Genomic DNA, 18260 nt, shown 5'->3' on the forward strand with positions numbered 1-18260 from the left:
GTGAAATCACGATTGCCGGCTGCCGCGGTGGCGGCCTGCGTAGCTCTCGGGCTGGCGGCCGTTGCCCCAGCCGCGTTCGCCACCACCGCACCCCAGCCGGAGGCGCAGGTTGTCTCGGCCCCGGCGGCCGACTGGCTGCACACCGACGGCAACAAGATCGTGGACGAGTTGGGCAACCAGGTGTGGTTGACCGGCGCGAACTGGTTTGGCTACAACGCCACCGAACGGGTCTTCCACGGGCTCTGGGCCGGCAACATCGAGACCATCACGCGGCAGCTGGCCGAGCGCGGAATCAACATCGTACGGGTGCCGATCTCCACGGAGTTGCTGCTGGAGTGGAAGGCCGGCCAGACGGTGTTGCCGAACGTGAACCTGTCGGTCAACCCGGAGCTGGCGGGCCTGGACAACCTGCAGATTTTCGACCACTGGCTGGCCCTCTGCGAGAAGTACGGGCTGAAGGTCATGCTCGATGTGCACAGTGCGGAGGCAGACAACTCCGGCCACTTTTATCCAATGTGGTACAAAGGGAAGATCACCCCGGAGCTGTTCTACCAGGGCTGGGAGTGGGTCGCCGCTCGGTACCAGCACAACGACACCATCGTCGCGATGGACATCCAGAACGAGCCGCACGGTACCCCGAACAACCCGCCCCGGGCCAAGTGGGACAGCACCAGCGACATCGACAACTTCAAACACACCTGCGAGACGGCGGGCAATCGGATCCTTGCCATCAACCCGAACGTGTTGATTCTCTGCGAGGGCATCGAGGTCTACCCGCGCCCGGGGGAGAGCTGGGAATCACCCAACACCGACCCGGACCAGAGCCCCAACTACCACTACAACTGGTGGGGTGGCAACCTGCGGGGGGCGAAGGACCACCCGATCAATCTGGGTGACCACCAAGACCAGTTAGTCTATTCGCCGCACGACTACGGGCCGTTGGTGCACGAGCAGCCGTGGTTCCAGAAGGACTTCGACAAGACCGCGTTGACCAACGACGTGTGGCGACCAAACTGGCTCTACCTCCACGAGGACGGCACCGCGCCGCTGCTGGTCGGCGAGTGGGGTGGCCGGTTCGGGCAGGACGAACGGCAGGACAGGTGGCTCCAGGCCCTGCGGGACCTGATGGCCGAGGAGGGGATCCACCACACCTTCTGGTGCCTGAACCCGAACTCCGGCGACACCGGCGGCCTGCTGCAACACGACTGGCAGACCTGGGACGAGGTCAAGTACGAACAGGTGCTCAAGCCGGCGCTCTGGCAGTACAACGGCAAGTTCGTCAGCCTGGACCATCAGGTACGCCTCGGTGGCGGGGCCTCCACCACCGGCATCAGCCTCACCGAGCGCTACACCGGCGGCGGTGGCGACACTGTCGCGCCGACCGCACCGGGGCGTCCCGTGGCCAGTGATCTGACCTCCACCACGGTCACCCTGACCTGGGACGCGTCCACCGATAACGTCGGGGTCGTCGGCTACGAGGTACGACGTGCGACCAACGGCGGCCCACCGAGCACAGTCGCCACCGTCGCCGGCACCACCTACCAGGTGACCGACCTTGCGGCCGAGACCGAATACACCTTCACGGTGCGGGCCAGGGATGCGGCGGGAAATGTCTCCGCCGCCTCCCCGGCCCGCACCGTCACCACCCCACCCGGCGGTGGTGGCGGAGGCAGCGGCTGCACCGCTACGTACCAGCTGATCAATACGTGGTCGGGAGGTTTCCAGGGTGAGGTCACCGTGGAAAACACCGGTACCGTAACCATCGCCGGCTGGCAGGTCGCCTGGACCGACCCGGGCGGGACCGCGATCACCTCGCTGTGGAACGGCAGGTGGACGTTCACCGGTGGCGAGAATGTGGTGCTGCACGAGGCGTACAACGGTCAGCTCGCGGCCGGGAGTAGGACCACGTTTGGCTTCACCGGCACCGGTCCGGGCACCGCGCCGGCCGGGCAGACCTGCGCTGCCCGCTGATCCAGGTGGATCTGGTCCCGCCAGAAGGGAGGACCTGCGCGGCTAGCGTGGGTGCACCGTGTAGGTCAGGTGGGTCACCCGGGCCGACGACTTCGAATGGAGTGGCTTCAGCGCGATCCGGGACGCGTCCACGCCCTCGAAGAGGCGGGTGCCGGCACCAAAGAGCACCGGTGCGACCGAGATCGACAATTCGTCGACCAGGCCCGCGTTGAGGTACGCCAGGACCGTCTCGCTGCCGCCGGAGATGCGGATGTCCCGCTCTCCGGCGGCTTCGCGGGCCTGATCCAGCGCGTGGTGAATGCCGTCGTTGACGAAGTGGAACGTGGTCCCGCCGGGCCGTTCCCAGGGGGAGCGTCGCTCGTGGGTGAGGACGTACACGGGGACGTGGAAGGGCGCCTCCTCCGGCCACGCGTGCTCGCCGAGGTCGAACATGCGCTTGCCCATGATGTTTGCCCCGGTACGTTCGAACGTCTCCCGGACGATGTCGTTGTCACTCCCCTCCTCGCCGCCTTCCCCCAGGTGGAGCCGTTCCTGGAAGAACCGCTGCGCGAAGAGCCACCCCTGAAGCTCCATCCACTGGGCCATCCAGTGGTCGAGCCGCGGGTCCTGCTCTCGCTGTTCGGGCGTGGCAAGGAGGCCTTCCATCGACTCGGGCGCGCTGAAGCCGTCGAGCGACATGCCGATGCTGACAAACACCTTCCCCGGCATCAGCGGGCCCCCTTCCGGGCGACCTCGGCGAGGTAGGCGGCCAGCTTGCCCAGCGTCTGCTCGCCGCGCTGGATCGCGTGGTACTCCAGCACAACCCGGTCTCGTTGCTGTCGGGTGGGGAAGATGCTGCGCATGACGATCCGGGTGGTGGCGCCGTGTGGCGTGAAGTCCAGGATTGATTCGAAGGTGTCCGGGTCGTCCCGGTACGCCCCGTGCAGCAGCGTGATCCGCTTCGGTGGGACGATCTCGGTCCACATGATCCACTGGGGGTAGTCGGTCCCGTCTGGTCCGTGCATCACGAAGTCCCAGACTCCGCCTTCGTGGAACTCGAAGGCGTACGTGGTGGTGGTGAACCCGGCCGGGCCCCACCATCGGGACAGGTGCTCAACCGCGGTGAACGCCTCGAATACCAGTTCCTGCCGGGCGTCGATGAGCCGGGAGACGACAATCTCCCGGTCCGTCGTCGCCGGCTGCGCGTCTTGCCTGGTTCCTGTCACTGGCTGTTCCTCCTGTCGTGTTTGAGGTCTTGGACGTAGCTGTCCAGTCGGTCGAAACTCTCGTTCCAGAACTGTTCGAATCCGCCGATCCACTCGTGGACCGGCCGCAGCCCACCCGCGTCCAGGCTGTAGCGGCGCTGCTTGCCCACCCCGCGAACCCGCACCAACCCCACCTCCCGGAGTACCCGCAGATGCTTGGAGGCCTGCGGCTGGCTCATCCCCAGTTCCTGGGCCAGGTCGGTCACTGGCCATTCACCGGCCCGCAGTAGCCCGAGGATGTCTCGACGCTGCGGCTCCGCGATCGCGTTGAACGCGTCCGATGTCGTTGCTGCTCGCGCCATGACGCCATCATATTCCCATAACGGCATGCGTCAAGTTGGCGGGGAGGGTGTCCTGGCCGGGCGGCTCCCAGCGGACGCCGGCCGGGGGCGGTGACGGCGGCCGGGTGAACCTGGTGGCGGTGGACCCGGTGCTCTCGGGCTGGAGTGCCGCCATGATCAAAGCTGGTGGAAACAATGCCCCTGTTATAACCTGTTCTAGATTCATCTCGAAGAGGAGGTCACGATGGCTACAGTGACGGTCGAGGCCGACGCGAAGGCGGATCCGACGCAGGTCTGGAAGCTCGTGGTGGCCCTGCCGAGGGTTGGCGAGTGGAACACGATGCACGAGGGTTTCGCCGGCGAGGTGCCGGAAACCCTCGGCGAGGGGACCACGTATCAGCAGCGGGTGAAGCTGATGGGCATGCCGGCCGAGATGGCCTGGCGGGTGACGAAGGCGGAGGCGCCGGGGCGCCTCGAGCAGGCGGGCGACGGCCCGATGGGCGTCAAGGCGAAGATGGTGATCGCGGTCGAGGCGAGCGGCGGGGGCTCGCACATCACCTACGGGATGGAGTTTGCCGGCCCGGCCTTGAAAGGTGCGATGGACGGCATGTTGCAGAAGCAGGCCACCACGGCGTGTCAGCAGGCGTTGGCGAAGCTCGTCGCGCTGCTGGACTGAGGTCATTTCCCGGGGCGGCCACACCGTCGCTTCCGTGAGTTCTGTGGTGCGGGATCGCGGTGTGGCTGGTCTTGGTATTCGGGTCCTGCCCCTGGTGGGCAACAAAGGCAGGTGTCGACTCGAAGTGAAACGTGTTCTAATAGGAAAATGGGACCGAACTTTGAGCTCGACGATTCCCAGCAGTCGATCGTTCGTCTCGCTGACGAGGTGCTGAGCGACAGCGAGGGTACGCCGGAGCGCCTGTGGAAGGCCCTCGGTCAGTCCGGCCTGCTCGGCCTCGCTGTGCCGGAGCGGTTGGGCGGCGCTGGACTGGGCGCGATGGCAACTGGCGTGCTGCTCACCGAGATCGGGCGGCGCGCCGCCCGGGTTCCCGCCTGGTCCACGCTCTCGCTCGGTGTCCTCCCGGTGGCCCGGGCGGGCAGTCCCGAGCAGCAACGCGAGCTGCTGTCGGGCGTGCTCGAGGGGCGGGTTCTGACGGCTGCCCTGGGGGCGCCGCTGCCGGTCACCGACGGCTGGCGGATCACCGGTGCCTGCGGTCCGGTTCCGGACGCTGAGGCGGCCTACCGGGTTCTGGTTCCGGTGCGAGTGCGCGGGGGCGGGCCGACGGTCGCCCTGATCGATCCAACCGCGCCGGGGGTGACGCTGCTGCGCACCCCGACCTCGGCCGGGGCCGACGAGTTCACGTTGCGGCTCGAGGGGGCCGCTGCGGAGCCCCTCGGTGACGCCGAGATCGAGCTGCGCCGGTTCGCGGTCGCCGGAGCCTGTGCGCTGGGCGACGGCGCGCTGGCCGGTGCCTTACAGCTGACCGCCGACCACGTGCGAGACCGGCAGCAGTTCGACCGTCCGCTCGCCACCTTCCAGGCGGTCGCCCAGCAGATCGCCGATGTGTACGTCGCCGCTCGCACCATGCATCTGGCGGCGCTCGCCGCAAGTTGGGGTGCCGAGGTGGGCCAGGACGCCGACGGGTGGACCGCAGCGTACTGGCTGAGCAGCATCGCCCAGCCGGCGCTGCGTACCTGCCACCACCTGCACGGGGGGCTGGGGCTGGTCGCCGACTACCCGCTACACCGCCACACCGCCCTGGTCCGGGACCTGGTCCGGCACCTTGGCGGCACCGAGTACTGCCTGCACCAACTGGGAGCCCATGGTGTACATCGATTTGACTGAGGAGCAGCACGCGCTGCGGGCGCGGCTGCGCACGTACCTCGCCGAGGTGCTGCCACCAGCGGAGCGCGCCATTCTGCTGCGCGAGCGGCACGGCGTGGTCTACCGCGAACTGATCCGTCGACTCGGCCGGGACGGCTGGCTGGGCCTGGGTTTCCCGACCCGGTTCGGCGGCGGGGGGCTCGGCCCGGTGGAGCAGCAGATCTTCGTCAACGAGGCAGCCCGTGCCGACGTTCCGCTGCCCGCGGTCACCCTGCAGACCGTGGCGCCGACGCTGCTCGCCCACGGCTCGCCCGAGCAGCAGGAGTTCTTCCTGCCCCGCATCCTGGCCGGGGAGCTGCACTTCGCGATCGGCTACACCGAGCCCGAGGCCGGCACCGACCTCGCCGCGCTGCGGACCCGAGCGGTACGCGACGGGGACGCCTACGTGGTAGACGGTCAGAAGACTCTCACCACCGGGGCGCACGCGGCGGACTACCTCTGGCTCGCCTGTCGCACCGACCCGGGCGCGCCCCGGCACCACGGCCTCTCCATCCTCATCGTGGATACGAAAGATCCCGGCTATTCGTGGACGCCGATTATCACGTGCGATGGGGCGCACCACGTCAACACGGTCTATCTGACTGGGGTGCGAGTGCCGGTGGCCCGGCGCGTGGGTGCCGAGAACGACGGCTGGCGACTGCTGACCACGCAGCTCAATCACGAGCGGGTGATGCTGGGCCCGGCCGGCCGGCTCGGTGCCGTCGGCGAACGGGTACACGACTGGGCGTACTCGAGGAGCCTGCTCGAAGCCCCCGATGTGCGACGTGTCCTCGCTCGCGTCGCCGCCTGCCAGCGGATCAACGAACTGCTCAACTGGTCGGCGACCGGGGACGAACCCAATGCGGCGGACGCCTCGGTCACCAAGGTCTTCTCGTCGGAGTGGCTGCTGCGGCTCAGCCAGGAGTTGGAGGAGGTCGTGTGGCGCCGCGGCGACCCCGCCGACCCGGCGACGGCAGAGCTGTTGACCTGGCTTGACGTCCAGGTCAAGCGGAACCTCGTGCTGACCTTCGGCGGTGGGGTCAACGAGATCCAGCGGGAACTGATCGCGTCTGCCGGGCTCGGGTTGCCTCGCGTGCCGCGCTAGCCCTCAGCGGAGGGTGAGGCTCACGTCGGAGAGGGCCGGGGCGTCGTCCCGGTCGGCAACCGAGGCGCGCAGCACCAGCTGACCGTCTTCCCGCCACATCTCGGTGCGCAGGGTTTCGCCAGGGAAGACGACTCCCGCGAAGCGGGCCTGGTAGCCGGCCACCCGTTCCGGATCGCCGTCGAGCAGGGCGTCGACCGCCGCCTTCGCCACGATTCCGTATGTGCAGAGCCCGTGCAGAATCGGCCGGGGGAACCCGGCGTGGGCGGCGAAGGTCGGGTCGACGTGCAGCGGGTTGCGATCGCCGCAGAGCCGGTACCAGAGGGCCTGCCGCGCATCGGTGGGGGAGAGCACCACCGCGTCCGGTGCCCGGTCGGGCACCGGCACCCGGGTGGTCGGCCCCCGCTCTCCGCCGAAACCGCCCGCACCCTTGACGAAGATGCTGATCCGACTGGTGAACAGCTCGGTGCTGGTCTCGGTGACGATGACCGCCGCGCTGCCCTTGTCATACACGGCGACGATCCGGGAGCGAGCCGCACAGCTGCCCTTCGCCGGGATCGGCTGGTGGAGTTCGAGCTCCTGCCGGCCGTGGACGACCTGGGCCAGATCAATGTCGATACCGGGCATGGTCAGCGTGGGCGGCTCGGTGTCCCGCAGGGTGGTGGCCACCGTGGCGAAGGTGGGCAGGACGCCACGCAGCGCGCCCTCGTAGACGTAGGACAGCTCGTCGGGGCCAGCTCCGACGGCCAGGTGGTACAGCAGTACGTCGGTGCTGTCCCAGCTCAGGTCCCGGCCGGGAAGTTCGGCGCCGACGGCGACGGCGGGGTCGATGGGCATCAGTCCTCCTGGAGGGGGGTGGGGGTGGCGGCCGTCGTGGCCAGGTCGAGTGCGGCCAGGTAGCCGAAGACGAGCGCCGGGCCGAGGGTCGCACCGGCGCCGGCGTAGCTGCGCCCCATCACCGAGGCGCTGACGTTGCCCGCCGCGTACAGCGCGGGTACGACCGTGCCGTCCGGGCGCAGCACCCGGGCCCGTTCATCGGTCCGCAGGCCGCCCTTGGTGCCCAGGTCACCGGGGACCATGCGGAACGCGTAGAACGGGGGCCGGGCCACGGTGCCCAGGCACGGGTTGGGCCGATGCCGCGGGTCGCCGTAGTAGCGGTCGTAGGCTGAGTCCCCGCGGTGGAAGTCGTCGTCCCGACCGCGCTGCGCGAACTCGTTGAACCGGCGCACGGTGCCGGTCAACGCGGCCGTGGGCACTCCGATCTGGTTGGCCAGGTCGTCCAGGGTGTCGGCGCGGTGCGCTGCCCCCGAGGTGAACCAGCGCCGTGGTAGCGCGGAGCGTGGGGCCCGGCCGCCGAACAGGTAGCGGTCCCGGTAGGTTTGGTCGGCCACCAGCCACGCCGGTTGGTCGACCCCCGGGCTGCGCATGGCGTGCACCGCGTCCACGTAGGGGGCCGCCTCGTTGACGAAGCGCCGGCCGTTGGCATCAACCATGAGGCAGCCGGGCTGGTTGCGCTCGGCGAGGCAGAAGTAGGGCCCGCCGGGGAGCGGAATCGACGGCCCCCACCAGGCCTCGTCCATCAGCTCGAGGGCGGCACCGAGCCGTTTGCCCGCCTCGATGCCGTCCCCCGTGTTGGTGACCGCGCCAGTGGTCCACTCCGTGCCGATCCCCGCCTGGTGCTCCTGGCGCATCGACTGGTTGTGCTCAAACCCGCCGCTGGCCAGCAGTACACCTCGTCGGGCGTGGAACAGCATCGGGGCGCCGGTCTGCTGGGCGGTAACCCCGGTGACCCGGCCCCGTTCGATGAGCAGGTCGGTCATCGGCGTGTTGAGCCGGACCGGGACGCCGGCGTTGCGCAGGCCGGCGCGGAGCCCGGCGGCGAGCGCCTGGCCCATGGTGAGTAGCTGCCGGCGCCGGATCCGGGCGCCCAGGCCGCGGGCGGCGAGCCGGGCCACGGTGCGGATCGCCCGCGGATGTCGGAGGCCCAGCGACAGCCACCGGTAGTCGACCTGGGTGACCGCCACCCCCTTCGGCGCTGCCTTGTAGGGCGCGGCCAAGGTCGCGAGGTCAGCTCGGACCAACCGGGTGTCGAGCAGGAGTGGCTCGATGCTGCGCCCGCCCGGAAGCCCACCGGGAGCTTCGGGGTAGTAGTCCGGATAGCCGGGCACCCAGGCGAAGTCGAGTGGGGTGTGGTCGCGGACGAAGGCGACCACCTCCGGTGCGGTGGCGAGGAACGCGTGCTGCCGGGCCGGAGTGGCGTCGGCGCCGGCGACGTACGCCAGGTAGGTGCGCGCGTCTTCGGGCCGGTCGGCGACCCCAGCCCGGGCGAGCACCTCGTTGCCGGGAAGCCAGAGCCCGCCGCCGGAGCGGGCGGTGGAACCGCCGTATGTCCCGGCCTTTTCCAGCACGACCGCGCTCAACCCCCGGTGCGCCGCGGTGAGTGCCGCGACCATGCCGGCGCCGCCGCTGCCGACGACGACCACATCGAACTCCCGTTCCGATATCGACACGAGAACAGGTTATAGTTTTATCCGGCTCGCCACCACCGATCGGCGACGGTGTCCGCCTCGTGGTCGGCGCAGCCGACCACGTTGATCTGCGGAACACCACGGAGGCGCGGTGACCGAGGAGTGGGACCAGACGGCCGACGTCGTGGTGGTCGGCTTCGGCGCGGCCGGGGCCTGCGCCGCGGTCGAGGCGGCCGACGCGGGAGCGCACGTCCTGGTGCTCGACCGCTTCTCCGGCGGCGGCACCACCGCGATGTCCGGTGGGGTGATCTATGCCGGCGGCGGCACCCAGCAGCAGTGTGCGGCCGGGGTCACCGACACCCCCCAGGCGATGCTGGACTACCTGCGCGAGGAGGTCGGCGACACCGTCTCTCCCGCGACCCTGCGTCGGTTCTGCGAGCAGAGCGCCGACGCGATCGACTGGTTGGCCGGCCTCGGCGTACCCTTCGAGGCGAGTCTCTGTCCATACAAGACCTCATATCCAACCGATCGCCACTACCTGTACTACTCCGGGAGTGAGCCGTCCTTCGCCCACCGGGCACCACCTGCCCCACGCGGCCACCGGGTGCACGCCCGCGGCACCTCCGGTCGGTTGTTCGCGGCCCGGCTCGCCGCTGCCACCCGCGACCGGGGCGTCGAGCTGCGCGCGCAGACCCGGGCCGAGCGGCTCGTCACCGGCCCCGACGGCCGCATCACCGGAGTCGAGTGCCGGACCCTGCACGGTGCCGCCCGCTGGGTTCGGCTCGCCCACCGTCTCCTGCACCGTTGCTCGGTCCGGCCCGGTGTCTACCTGCCGGCCCTGGGGCGCGCGCTGCACCGGCCAGTCGCCTGGCTGGAGCGGCGGTACGGCCGTCGGCTGCGGGTCCGGGCGGCCGGCGGTGTCGTGCTCTGCGCCGGCGGCTTCGTCTTCGACCGCGAACTGCTTCGTACCCACGCGCCGGAGTACCGCGGTGGGCTGCGGCTGGGCACGCCCGGTGACGACGGCTCCGGGATCCGGCTCGGCGTGGCGGCTGGCGCAGCCACCGACCACCTTGACCGGATGAGCATCTGGCGATTCCTGGCCCCGCCCGCGGCGATGCTCGGCGGCCTGCTCGTCGACCGGGATGGCCGACGGCTCTGCGACGAGTCCCGCTACGGCGCGGCCGTCGGCGAGGCGATCCTGCGCGCGCCGGGCGCGCGGGCCTGGCTGCTGCTCGACGGCGCGTTGCGCGCTGAGTGCCGCCGGCAGCTGCGGGCCCAGACGCTGTGGTTCCAGCGCTTGCAGGCCCGGTGGCTGCTGACCTTTGGCCAGGTCACCGGGGCGACACCAGCGGCGGTCGCCCGCCGCGCCGGAGTGAATCCCGAGCAGCTGGTCGAGACCCTGACGGCCTATCAGGCGGCTGGCCCCGACCCGGCCGGCAAGCCCGTCGACCAGGTTCGGCCCCTGGCCGTCCCGCCGTACTCGCTGGTCGATGTCTCGGTGCGGGCCCGGCTCTTCGCGCCCGCACCCATGCTCACCCTCGGTGGCCTCCGGGTGGACGAGGAGACCGGGCAGGCCCTGGGCACCGACGGCGCGGGTGTACCCGGCCTGTACGCCGCCGGCCGTACCGCGGTGGGCATCTGCTCCCGTAACTACGTCAGTGGGCTGTCGTTGGCCGACTGTGTCTTCTCGGGCCGTCGGGCGGGCCGAAGCGCGGCGATCCGGGGCCAGAAGCGCGGCGACTGACGGCCGGGTCACGCCAACCGCCGCTCGGGACCGGGACGGCGATTGGTGACTGGTCAGTAGTAGGTGACCGACACCTCGTCGCTCCGGGCGACGGCCTGGCAGGCGAGGATGTAGCCGTCGGCGAAGTCTTCCTCCTCCAGGATCTCGTTGTGCGCGAGGTCGACCTGACCGTCCAGCAGTCGGCAGGCGCAGGCGCCGCACTGGCCCTGGCGGCAGGAGAACGGTGCGTTCAGCCCGGCTGCGATCAGCACGTCCAGCAGGCGGACGCCGGCCGGCCAGGGCAGTCGGTGGGTCTGGCCGTCGAGTTCCACTTCGAGGGTGGCGTCGCGGTCGTCAGCCGTGCGCCGCTCGACCTCGAAGCGTTCGACCTGGATGCGGTCAGCCGGCACGGCAGCGCGCCGTAGCGTGTCCTGGGCTACCACGACGAAGGGCGCCGGACCGCAGACGTAGGTCTCCCACCCGGCATAAGGGCTGATCAGGTTTGCCAGCGTGGCGGGATCTGGGGTGCCGCGTTCGCTGTCCAGCCAGTGGGTCACGCTCAGCCGGTCGCCGTGTAGCTCGCTCAGCGTGGCCAGTTCGGTGGCGAAGATGATCGAGTGCTGGTCGCGGTTCGCGTACAGCAGGGCAAGCCGGCCGCGACCGGCCGCGAGTACGGACTTGATGATGGACATCACCGGGGTGATGCCGCTGCCGCCGGCGAGCAGGAGTAGGTCGCCGTCGAGCGAGTCGGGGGTGAACGAGCCAGCCGGTGGCATGAGCTCCAGGCTGGCTCCGGCACGGATGTCGTCGCAGATCCAGTTCGATGCCGGCCCGCCGGGTACCCGTTTGACGGTGATCTTCAGGTCCGTCTCGGTGTACGGAGCGCTGGACAACGAGTAGCAGCGGGCCACGATTCCCCGGCCGTGCGGCACGCGGACGGTGAGGTACTGGCCGGGGCGGTAGGCGAATTCGGTGGTCAGCTCGGGTGGCACGCGCAGGACCAGGGAGTGCGCATCGGGCGTCTCCTCGATCACGTCGATGACGCGCAGCCGGTGGTACATCACGCCACCCCCAGGCTTCCGGTACGCACCGCGTGCTGAATGCTCGTGCGCAGGTCGGGGCAGGTGGGCACCGGTGCGTGCCGCTGTTCGCCGCTGGTCAGCGCGGGGCATCGGCGGGTGGCCTTGGTGCTCCATTGCACGCTGGTCTGCTGCGGGCTCGACTTGCGTACCCGGACCTGGGCGGCGCAGCGGGCGCAGGACAGCTCCACATAGCCGCCGATCAGATACTCCTGCCGCTCGGTGGGCGGGTCGGTGCGGTTCATGACGCGGAGTCGGCTTGTCGATCGAGGTTGGCCGCCACCTCGGCGGTCCAGGTTTCGACAGCCCTGCTGGTGTCGACCTCGAACTCGTAGCGGGCCACCATGTCTTCGGTGACCTCCTCAACGTCCACGTAGAACTGCTCGTACCAGCGGCGGAGTTGGTACACCGGGCCGTCCTCGGCGCAGAGGAGCGGGTTGTCGACCCGGCTCTTGTGCTTCCAGATCTCCACGTCCTGCTGGAAGCCGACCCCGATCCCGGCCGCGAACTTCGCCGCCGCCTTGTCGGCCTGCGCGGCGGTGAGGCCGGGTAGTTGTTTGACGATGATGCCCCACTGCAGCATGAACGAGTTGGCCGAGATGGGGTAGTGGCAGTTGATCAGCACGGACTCCATCTCGATGCCGTGGTAGTCGTTGAAGAGGTAGTCGATCATGTAGGAGGGGCCGTAGTAGGCGGCTTCCGAGCGGAGCGTCGCCTCCCCGGACTGTCGGGTGGCGGTCGGTACGTCCGGCCGGGGCCGGGTCTGCAGGTACTGCGCGGCTACCTGGCCCTCGAACACGTTCTTGAAAAACGTCGGGAACGCGAAGTGGATGTAGAAGAAGTGCGCCATGTCGACAACATTGTCGATGACCTCGCGGCAGTTGGCGCCATCGATCCGGATGGAGTCCCAGGTCCAGCTGGTCCACTCGGGAGAGAATGCGGCGTCGATGTGTGGGATCGCCGCGGACGGCGATGGCGGAGCACCCTGTGGGTCGTTCCAGATGAACAGTTGGCGGTTCTCCTCACAGGTGGGCCAGGAGCGGGTACGGGCGCGGGGCGGAACGCGATGGGCGTACGGCACCGCGGTGCAGCGACCGTCCCCGCGCCAGCGCCAGTCGTGGAACGGGCAGGCTATCTCGTCGCCCTTGATCGTGCCCATCGTCAGATCGCCGCCCATGTGGCGGCAGTACCCGTCGAGCACGTGCAGGGTGCCGGTCGAGTCGGCGAAAACCACGAGTTTGGTGCCGAACGCCTCGACGGCGTGCGGTTTGCCGTCGCGGAACGAGTCGGCCAGGCCCAGGCAGTGCCAGCCGCGGGCAAATCTGGTGGGCAGAACCCCGCTGTCGATCGTGCGTACTGCCTCGACATTGGTCATGTCGCTCCTCAGTTGTGATGGAACGTGTTAAAGGTCCCGCTGGTCGCGTAGTAGCCGTCAAGTAGAACGTGTTCTATTATAGGGATCGTCACGTTCCTCAGCCAAGCCACCGGAGGGGATCTCATGGAGGGCGCCGAACTGGTCGCACGGGGGGTGCGGGAGCTGTTACCCGTCCTGCGGGAGGCGGCCCAGGAGACAGAGGATCGCCGGACACTCTCCGCCGAGCACCTCAAATCACTGGCCTCCACCGGCTTCTTCCGGCTGCTGCAGCCGGTCTGGTGTGGCGGGCTTGAGGCCGACCCGACGGTCTTCTTCAGCTGCGTCCGCGACATCGCCGGCGCCTGCGGATCGACCGGCTGGGTCGCATCGGTGATCGGGGTGCACAACTGGCAGCTGGCCCTCTTCCCCGAACGGGCCCAGCAGGACGTCTGGGGCGCTGACCCCAGCACCCTGATGTCCTCCTCCTACGCCCCCACCGGCAAGATCCAAGAAGTCGACGGGGGATACCGGGTGAGTGGACGGTGGAGCTTCTCGTCCGGATGCGACCACGCCACCTGGGTCCTGCTCGGTGGCATCGTGCCCGGCCAGGACGACAGCCCCGCCGACTTCCGCACGTTCCTGCTCCCCGCGGCCGACTACACGATCGAGGATGTCTGGCACACGATCGGGCTGCGGGGCACCGGTAGTAACGACATCGTCGTCTCCGACGCGTTCGTCCCGGCGTATCGATCGCTCAGCTTCGGCGACACGGCTCGGTGCGTCTGCCCCGGTCAGGAGCGCAACCCCGGGCCGCTCTACCGGATCCCGTACGGCTCGATCTTCCCGTACACGATCACCGCCCCGATCATCGGGATGGCGACCGGGATGTACGAGGCGCACGTGCGCCACATGCGGGAGCGGGTCCGCGCCGCCTACGCCGGGGTTCGGGCCGCCGAGGACCCGTACTCGCAGGTGCGGGTCGCCCGGGCGGCTGCCGACGTGGACGCGGCCTGGCTCACCCTCACCGCCGACATGGGCGAGCTGATGGGGCTGGTCACGGCGGGGGAGAAGCTGCCGATGCGGCTGCGCCTGCGGGCGCGTCGCAACCAGGTCCGGGGTACGGAACTGGCGATCCAGGCCGCGGACCGGCTCTTCGAGAACTCCGGTGGTCGGGCGATCTACACGAGCCACCCGATCCAGCGCTTCTGGCGCGACGCACACGCCGGCCGGGTACACGCCATCAACGATCCCGAACGTGCCCTGTCCATGTACGGCAGCGGCGAGTTCGGCCTGTCCATCGCGGATGCGATGGTGTGAGGACGCCATGACGACCAGCACAATCATCGATGCCACCGCCGCCGGGCTGCACTATCACCGGGCCGGGCCGGTGGGCGTACACCCGGTCGTGCTGCTGCACGGCGGCGGGCCCGGCGCCTCGGCATGGAGTAACTTCGGGCGGACGATCCCGGTCTTCGCCGAGCGATTCGACACCCTCGCCGTTGACCAACCGGGATACGGCGGGTCCGAGAGCTGCCCGAGTGGCCGGCAGTACTTCACGCACTCGGCCGACCGGCTCGCGGCCCTGCTCGACGAGGTGGGCCTGGACCGGGTCGACTTCATCGGCAACTCGCTCGGCGGCGGCACCGCGGTCCGGTTCGCCCTGCGCTATCCGGAGCGGGCCGGCCGGCTGCTGCTGATGGGCCCCGGCGGGCTCAGCCTCAACGTCTTCGCCTCCGACCCGACCGAGGGGGTCAAGCGGCTCACCGCGTTCGGCGCCCCACCCGGTCCCAGCCGGGAGAAGCTGGCCGAGTTCCTGCGCACGCTCGTCTTCGACCAGTCTTTCGTCACCGACGAGCTGATCGATGAACGGATGCGGGCCGCGACCGACCGAGGCGCCCTGCGCGGCATGCGTGCGCTGGGCGCCTCGTTCGCCGATCCGGATCTCTACGAGGAGGGTCTGCTCTGGCGCGACGCCCACCGGCTGCGCAACGAGGTCCTGCTGGTCTGGGGGCGGGAGGACCGGGTCAACCCGCTCGATGGAGCGTTGGTCGCGCTCAAGCTGATCCGCCGCTGCCGACTGCACGTCTTCGGTGGCTGCGGACACTGGGCACACCTGGAGAAGTTCGACGAGTTCAATCGCCTCGCCATTGATTTCCTGGAAGGAAACCGCCCGTGAGTCTCATTCGATCCCTCGGCTATCTCCGGGTGGAAGCCACCGATGTTTCCGCCTGGCGGGAGTTTGGCGTCAAGGTGCTCGGCATGACCGAGGGCCGTGGCCCCGACCCGGAGGCCGCCTATCTCCGCATGGACGACCTGCCCGCGCGGATCGTGGTGGTACCCGGCGAGCGGGACCGGTTGGCCGCCAGCGGTTGGGAGCTGGCTGATCCCGCCGCGCTCGATCAGTTGACCGGCGTCCTCGAGGGGGCCGGCACCGTGATCAAGACGGCCGAGGCTGACGAACTGGCCAACCGTCGGGTGGCGCAGATGGTCAGCGTCGATGACCCCTCCGGTAACCGCCTGGAGTTCTACTGCGGGGCCGAGCTCGACAGCCGCCCGGCGCACAGCCCGTACGGCACCCGCTTCGTCACGGGTGCGCAGGGCATGGGGCACGTGGTGCTGCCGACCTTCGACGACGCCGCCGGGCTCCGTTTCTGGACCGAGGTGCTCGGCTTTCGGCTGCGCGACTCGATGCGACTGCGTCCCGAGACCATCGGCCTGCCGCCCAGCGACACACCACTCTGGATGCGCTTTCTCGGCTGCAACCCGCGACACCACAGCGTCGCCCTGGCTCCAATACCAGCCCCCAGTGGCCTGGTCCACCTGATGATCGAGACCGAGACCATCGATGACGTCGGCCGAGCCCTGGATCGTGGCACCCGAAACAAGACCCCGATGGTCGCGACCCTGGGCCGGCACGCCAATGACGGCATGATCTCGTTCTACCTGCGCACCCCGAGTGGGTTCGACATCGAGTACGGCACCGACGGTGACACCGTGGACGACCGCACCTGGATCGCTCGGCAGACGACCGCGCACAGCGTGTGGGGCCACCAGTTCCAGCGAGTCGGGTGACCGCCGCAGCCGTGGTGGACACCCAGCAGTTTCGGCGGGTGTTCGGCCACTTCTGCACTGGCGTGACCGTCATTACGACGCTCAACGACGAAGGCCCGGCGGGGTTCGCCTGCCAGGCCTTCGCCCCACTGTCGCTGGACCCACCGCTCCTGCTGTTCTGCCCGCAGGCGGGCTCCACCACCTGGCAACGGATCCGCGACGTCGGGGTGTTCGGTGTCAATGTGTTGGCGGAGGCACACGGGCCGCTGTCCCGGGTCTTCGGCGCGACGGGCGCGGACAAGTTCGCCGATGTCGCCTGGGCTCCCTCCCCGGCCGGTATGCCGATCCTTACCGGAGCGTTGACCTGGGCCGACTGCCGGGTTGAGGCCGTGCATCCGGGCGGCGACCACGCGATCGTGGTGGGCCGGGTGACCGCGCTCGGCGAGTGCCGCGACGACCGTCCGCTGCTGTTCTTCAAGGGCCGATACCGCGCCCTCGCGCCGATGCCAACTGGTGAGCCGCCCGAGGTGGTCGACACGCTGCTGGCGTGGCCCCGGCACACCGACTGGATCTAGCGCGCCTCGGCAGCTGTCAACTCTCCGCGCGGAGCAGATACTTGAGGATCTTGCCCGAGGCGTTGTGCGGTAGCTCGGACCGGACCTCCACCGACCGCGGCACCTTGTAGTTGGCGAGTCGGCTCCGGCAGAACTCGATCACCTCAGCCGCGCTGAGCGAGTGACCCGGGCGGCAGATCAGGTAGACCTTCCCGACCTCGCCGAGCCGTGGGTCGGGCACACCGATCACCGCGGACTCGGCCACTCCCGGAAGCTGCGCGAGCGCCCGCTCAACCTCAGCCGGATACACATTGAAACCGCCGCAGACATACATGTCCTTGAGCCGGTCGGTGATGGTCAGGTAGCCGCGCTCGTCAAGATGCCCGATGTCGCCGGTGTGCAGCCATCCCTCGGCATCGATGGCGGCCGCGGTGGCGGCCGGGTCGTCGAGGTAGCCGAGCATCGTATTCGGTCCCCGCAGCAGGACCTCGCCGCCCGGGTCGGCGATGCGGATCTCAAATCCGGCCGCTGCGCGTCCGGAGGTCTGCGCCACGGTCTGCGCGTTGTCGCCCGGCCGGCACATCGTCGCAACCACCGCCTCGGTCAGCCCGTACGCGGTGAGCACGTCCGCGCCGAGCTCCGTGCGGATCTGATCGACGAGGGCCGGTGGCACGGTGGCCGCTCCGGTCACGGCCAGGCGCAGGCTCGACAGGTCGAATCGCCGAGCGTCGGGATGACCGATCAGGCTGGTGTAGAGGGTGGGTGGACCAGGTAGGACGGTGATCCGCTGGTCCGCGATCAGGGCCATCGCCCGGGGTACGTCGAAGACCGCCTGCGGCACGATGGCGGTCCCGCTGACCAGGCAGGCGAGGATGCCGGCCTTCAGGCCGAAGCTGTGGAAGAAAGGGTTGATCACGAGGTAGCGGTCGTCGGGGGTCAGCCGGGCGATATCGGCCCAGGCGGCAGCGACGGCCACCGACTGCCGGTGCGCGCTCATCACCCCCTTGCTGCGCCCGGTGGTGCCCGAGGTGAACAGGATGTCGCTCAGGTCGTCGGGGTTGACCGCGGCGGCGCGGGCGTCGGCCTCCAGCTCGGGAACCGACCCGCCCCGGGATACGAACTCCTCCCAACCGGAGGGCACTTGCACGACCAGGCGAGGGAGTTGTTTGCCCTCCGCCGTCGCGGCGGCTCGCAGCGTGGCGAGTCGGTCGGTGCCGAGGAACGGGTCCACCACGACGAGTCCGCTGGCACCGCTTCGATGGATCACGTCGAGCGCCTCGATCCCGGTGAACCGGGTGTTGACCGGCACCAGGGTGAGGCCCGCGTAGCTCGCGCCGAGGGCGGCCAGCACCCACTGCGTCGAGTTCGGTGCCCAGAGTGCGAGCCGATCGCCCGGGCGTAGCCCGGCGGCGATCAGAGCCCGTGCCACGTGCCGCGCCTCGGCGCGGAGCTCCGCGTAGCTCAGCTGCGCGACGCCGGGCTCCACCAGGGCCGGCGCCGAGCTGAACTCACGCGCCGCCCGGTGTAGGGCCGCTGGGATCGACGGCATCATCGGACCTCCCGGGCGCGATG

Annotated in this window: 18 protein-coding genes; 9 read left to right on the forward strand and 9 right to left on the reverse strand. The window is 69.6% G+C overall.

The annotated features are described in order from the left end of the window. Positions 1-27: 27 nt before the first annotated feature. Positions 28-1971 carry a cellulase family glycosylhydrolase gene (locus tag SALPAC3_RS0100630; RefSeq protein WP_018219327.1) on the forward strand — a complete coding sequence of 648 codons (1944 nt, stop codon included), beginning with the start codon at positions 28-30 and terminating at the stop codon, positions 1969-1971. Positions 1972-2013: 42 nt separating this feature from the next. Here the strand turns inward: SALPAC3_RS0100630 and SALPAC3_RS0100635 are convergent, their stop codons facing one another. The 3 genes from SALPAC3_RS0100635 to SALPAC3_RS0100645 are packed head-to-tail and all read right to left on the reverse strand — an operon-like array spanning position 2014 to position 3517. Continuing rightward, positions 2014-2679 (reverse strand): dihydrofolate reductase family protein, encoded by a 666-nt coding sequence (locus SALPAC3_RS0100635; RefSeq protein ID WP_018219328.1) that lies wholly within the window; start codon positions 2677-2679, stop codon positions 2014-2016. Then, the gene (locus SALPAC3_RS0100640) at positions 2679-3176 is read right to left on the reverse strand and encodes an SRPBCC family protein (RefSeq protein ID WP_018219329.1); all 498 of its coding nucleotides are present in this window, start codon (positions 3174-3176) and stop codon (positions 2679-2681) included. The genes SALPAC3_RS0100635 and SALPAC3_RS0100640 overlap by 1 nt, the downstream gene beginning before the upstream one ends. Beyond that, positions 3173-3517, reverse strand: a complete 345-nt coding sequence (locus tag SALPAC3_RS0100645; protein WP_018219330.1) for an ArsR/SmtB family transcription factor — start codon at positions 3515-3517, stop codon at positions 3173-3175. The genes SALPAC3_RS0100640 and SALPAC3_RS0100645 overlap by 4 nt, the downstream gene beginning before the upstream one ends. 223 nt (positions 3518-3740) lie before the next feature. On the opposite strand from SALPAC3_RS0100645, the gene SALPAC3_RS0100650 reads away from it, so the two are divergent. The 3 genes from SALPAC3_RS0100650 to SALPAC3_RS0100660 all read left to right on the forward strand — a co-directional run bounded on the left by SALPAC3_RS0100650 (position 3741) and on the right by SALPAC3_RS0100660 (position 6462). Then, a complete protein-coding gene (locus SALPAC3_RS0100650; RefSeq protein ID WP_018219331.1) occupies positions 3741-4172 on the forward strand; it encodes a type II toxin-antitoxin system Rv0910 family toxin in 432 nt (143 codons plus the stop codon). 147 nt (positions 4173-4319) lie between these two features. Further along, complete coding sequence (locus tag SALPAC3_RS0100655; protein WP_018219332.1) at positions 4320-5339, forward strand: acyl-CoA dehydrogenase family protein; 1020 nt, start codon at positions 4320-4322, stop codon at positions 5337-5339. Beyond that, positions 5320-6462: an acyl-CoA dehydrogenase family protein gene (locus tag SALPAC3_RS0100660; RefSeq protein WP_026185120.1), complete on the forward strand. Its 1143-nt coding sequence runs from the start codon at positions 5320-5322 to the stop codon at positions 6460-6462. The genes SALPAC3_RS0100655 and SALPAC3_RS0100660 overlap by 20 nt, the downstream gene beginning before the upstream one ends. A gap of 3 nt (positions 6463-6465) precedes the next feature. Here the strand turns inward: SALPAC3_RS0100660 and SALPAC3_RS0100665 are convergent, their stop codons facing one another. Continuing rightward, positions 6466-7296, reverse strand: coding sequence for a MaoC/PaaZ C-terminal domain-containing protein (locus SALPAC3_RS0100665; RefSeq protein ID WP_018219334.1), 831 nt, complete (start codon positions 7294-7296; stop codon positions 6466-6468). Further along, positions 7296-8969 carry a 3-oxosteroid 1-dehydrogenase gene (kstD, locus tag SALPAC3_RS0100670; protein WP_018219335.1) on the reverse strand — a complete coding sequence of 558 codons (1674 nt, stop codon included), beginning with the start codon at positions 8967-8969 and terminating at the stop codon, positions 7296-7298. Before kstD ends, SALPAC3_RS0100665 begins: the two co-directional genes overlap by 1 nt. A gap of 109 nt (positions 8970-9078) precedes the next feature. Between kstD and SALPAC3_RS0100675 the strand changes: the two genes are divergently transcribed. Beyond that, positions 9079-10671 (forward strand): FAD-binding protein, encoded by a 1593-nt coding sequence (locus SALPAC3_RS0100675; protein ID WP_018219336.1) that lies wholly within the window; start codon positions 9079-9081, stop codon positions 10669-10671. Between the two features lie 53 nt (positions 10672-10724). On the opposite strand, the gene SALPAC3_RS0100680 is transcribed toward SALPAC3_RS0100675, so the two are convergent. Genes SALPAC3_RS0100680 through SALPAC3_RS0100690 form a run of 3 tightly spaced genes read right to left on the reverse strand, consistent with a single transcriptional unit; the run spans position 10725 to position 13104 of the window. Continuing rightward, positions 10725-11711 (reverse strand): ferredoxin--NADP reductase, encoded by a 987-nt coding sequence (locus SALPAC3_RS0100680; RefSeq protein ID WP_018219337.1) that lies wholly within the window; start codon positions 11709-11711, stop codon positions 10725-10727. Next, complete coding sequence (locus tag SALPAC3_RS0100685; protein ID WP_018219338.1) at positions 11711-11974, reverse strand: hypothetical protein; 264 nt, start codon at positions 11972-11974, stop codon at positions 11711-11713. The genes SALPAC3_RS0100680 and SALPAC3_RS0100685 overlap by 1 nt, the downstream gene beginning before the upstream one ends. After that, entirely contained in the window at positions 11971-13104 is a 1134-nt protein-coding gene (locus SALPAC3_RS0100690; protein WP_018219339.1) for a 3-ketosteroid-9-alpha-monooxygenase, oxygenase component, read from the reverse strand. The genes SALPAC3_RS0100685 and SALPAC3_RS0100690 overlap by 4 nt, the downstream gene beginning before the upstream one ends. A gap of 123 nt (positions 13105-13227) precedes the next feature. On the opposite strand from SALPAC3_RS0100690, the gene hsaA reads away from it, so the two are divergent. Genes hsaA through hsaB form a run of 4 tightly spaced genes read left to right on the forward strand, consistent with a single transcriptional unit; the run spans position 13228 to position 16709 of the window. Further along, the gene (hsaA, locus tag SALPAC3_RS0100695) at positions 13228-14400 is read left to right on the forward strand and encodes a 3-hydroxy-9,10-secoandrosta-1,3,5(10)-triene-9,17-dione monooxygenase oxygenase subunit (protein ID WP_018219340.1); all 1173 of its coding nucleotides are present in this window, start codon (positions 13228-13230) and stop codon (positions 14398-14400) included. A gap of 7 nt (positions 14401-14407) precedes the next feature. Next, on the forward strand, positions 14408-15259 hold the full coding sequence (gene hsaD, locus SALPAC3_RS0100700) for a 4,5:9,10-diseco-3-hydroxy-5,9,17-trioxoandrosta-1(10),2-diene-4-oate hydrolase (protein WP_018219341.1): 852 nt from the start codon (positions 14408-14410) through the stop codon (positions 15257-15259). Continuing rightward, the gene (hsaC, locus tag SALPAC3_RS0100705; RefSeq protein ID WP_018219342.1) at positions 15256-16155 is read left to right on the forward strand and encodes an iron-dependent extradiol dioxygenase HsaC; all 900 of its coding nucleotides are present in this window, start codon (positions 15256-15258) and stop codon (positions 16153-16155) included. The genes hsaD and hsaC overlap by 4 nt, the downstream gene beginning before the upstream one ends. After that, the gene (gene hsaB / locus SALPAC3_RS0100710; protein ID WP_018219343.1) at positions 16152-16709 is read left to right on the forward strand and encodes a 3-hydroxy-9,10-secoandrosta-1,3,5(10)-triene-9,17-dione monooxygenase reductase subunit; all 558 of its coding nucleotides are present in this window, start codon (positions 16152-16154) and stop codon (positions 16707-16709) included. The genes hsaC and hsaB overlap by 4 nt, the downstream gene beginning before the upstream one ends. A gap of 16 nt (positions 16710-16725) precedes the next feature. On the opposite strand, the gene SALPAC3_RS0100715 is transcribed toward hsaB, so the two are convergent. Beyond that, the gene (locus SALPAC3_RS0100715) at positions 16726-18240 is read right to left on the reverse strand and encodes a FadD3 family acyl-CoA ligase (protein WP_026185121.1); all 1515 of its coding nucleotides are present in this window, start codon (positions 18238-18240) and stop codon (positions 16726-16728) included. Between the last annotated feature and the right edge of the window lie 20 nt (positions 18241-18260).

Source organism: Salinispora pacifica DSM 45544 (genome assembly GCF_000378845.1).
Lineage (GTDB): Bacteria > Actinomycetota > Actinomycetes > Mycobacteriales > Micromonosporaceae > Micromonospora > Micromonospora pacifica.

Coding starts and splice junctions, on each gene's coding strand:
- SALPAC3_RS0100685 (WP_018219338.1), bottom strand. CDS start 11,974: ATGAACCGCACCGACCCGCCCACCGAGCGGCAGGAGTATCTGATCGGC.
- SALPAC3_RS0100690 (WP_018219339.1), bottom strand. CDS start 13,104: ATGACCAATGTCGAGGCAGTACGCACGATCGACAGCGGGGTTCTGCCC.
- SALPAC3_RS0100680 (WP_018219337.1), bottom strand. CDS start 11,711: ATGTACCACCGGCTGCGCGTCATCGACGTGATCGAGGAGACGCCCGAT.
- SALPAC3_RS0100715 (WP_026185121.1), bottom strand. CDS start 18,240: ATGATGCCGTCGATCCCAGCGGCCCTACACCGGGCGGCGCGTGAGTTC.
- SALPAC3_RS0100665 (WP_018219334.1), bottom strand. CDS start 7,296: ATGCCCATCGACCCCGCCGTCGCCGTCGGCGCCGAACTTCCCGGCCGG.
- hsaD (WP_018219341.1), top strand. CDS start 14,408: ATGACGACCAGCACAATCATCGATGCCACCGCCGCCGGGCTGCACTAT.
- SALPAC3_RS0100635 (WP_018219328.1), bottom strand. CDS start 2,679: ATGCCGGGGAAGGTGTTTGTCAGCATCGGCATGTCGCTCGACGGCTTC.
- hsaA (WP_018219340.1), top strand. CDS start 13,228: ATGGAGGGCGCCGAACTGGTCGCACGGGGGGTGCGGGAGCTGTTACCC.
- SALPAC3_RS0100645 (WP_018219330.1), bottom strand. CDS start 3,517: ATGGCGCGAGCAGCAACGACATCGGACGCGTTCAACGCGATCGCGGAG.
- SALPAC3_RS0100655 (WP_018219332.1), top strand. CDS start 4,320: ATGGGACCGAACTTTGAGCTCGACGATTCCCAGCAGTCGATCGTTCGT.
- SALPAC3_RS0100650 (WP_018219331.1), top strand. CDS start 3,741: ATGGCTACAGTGACGGTCGAGGCCGACGCGAAGGCGGATCCGACGCAG.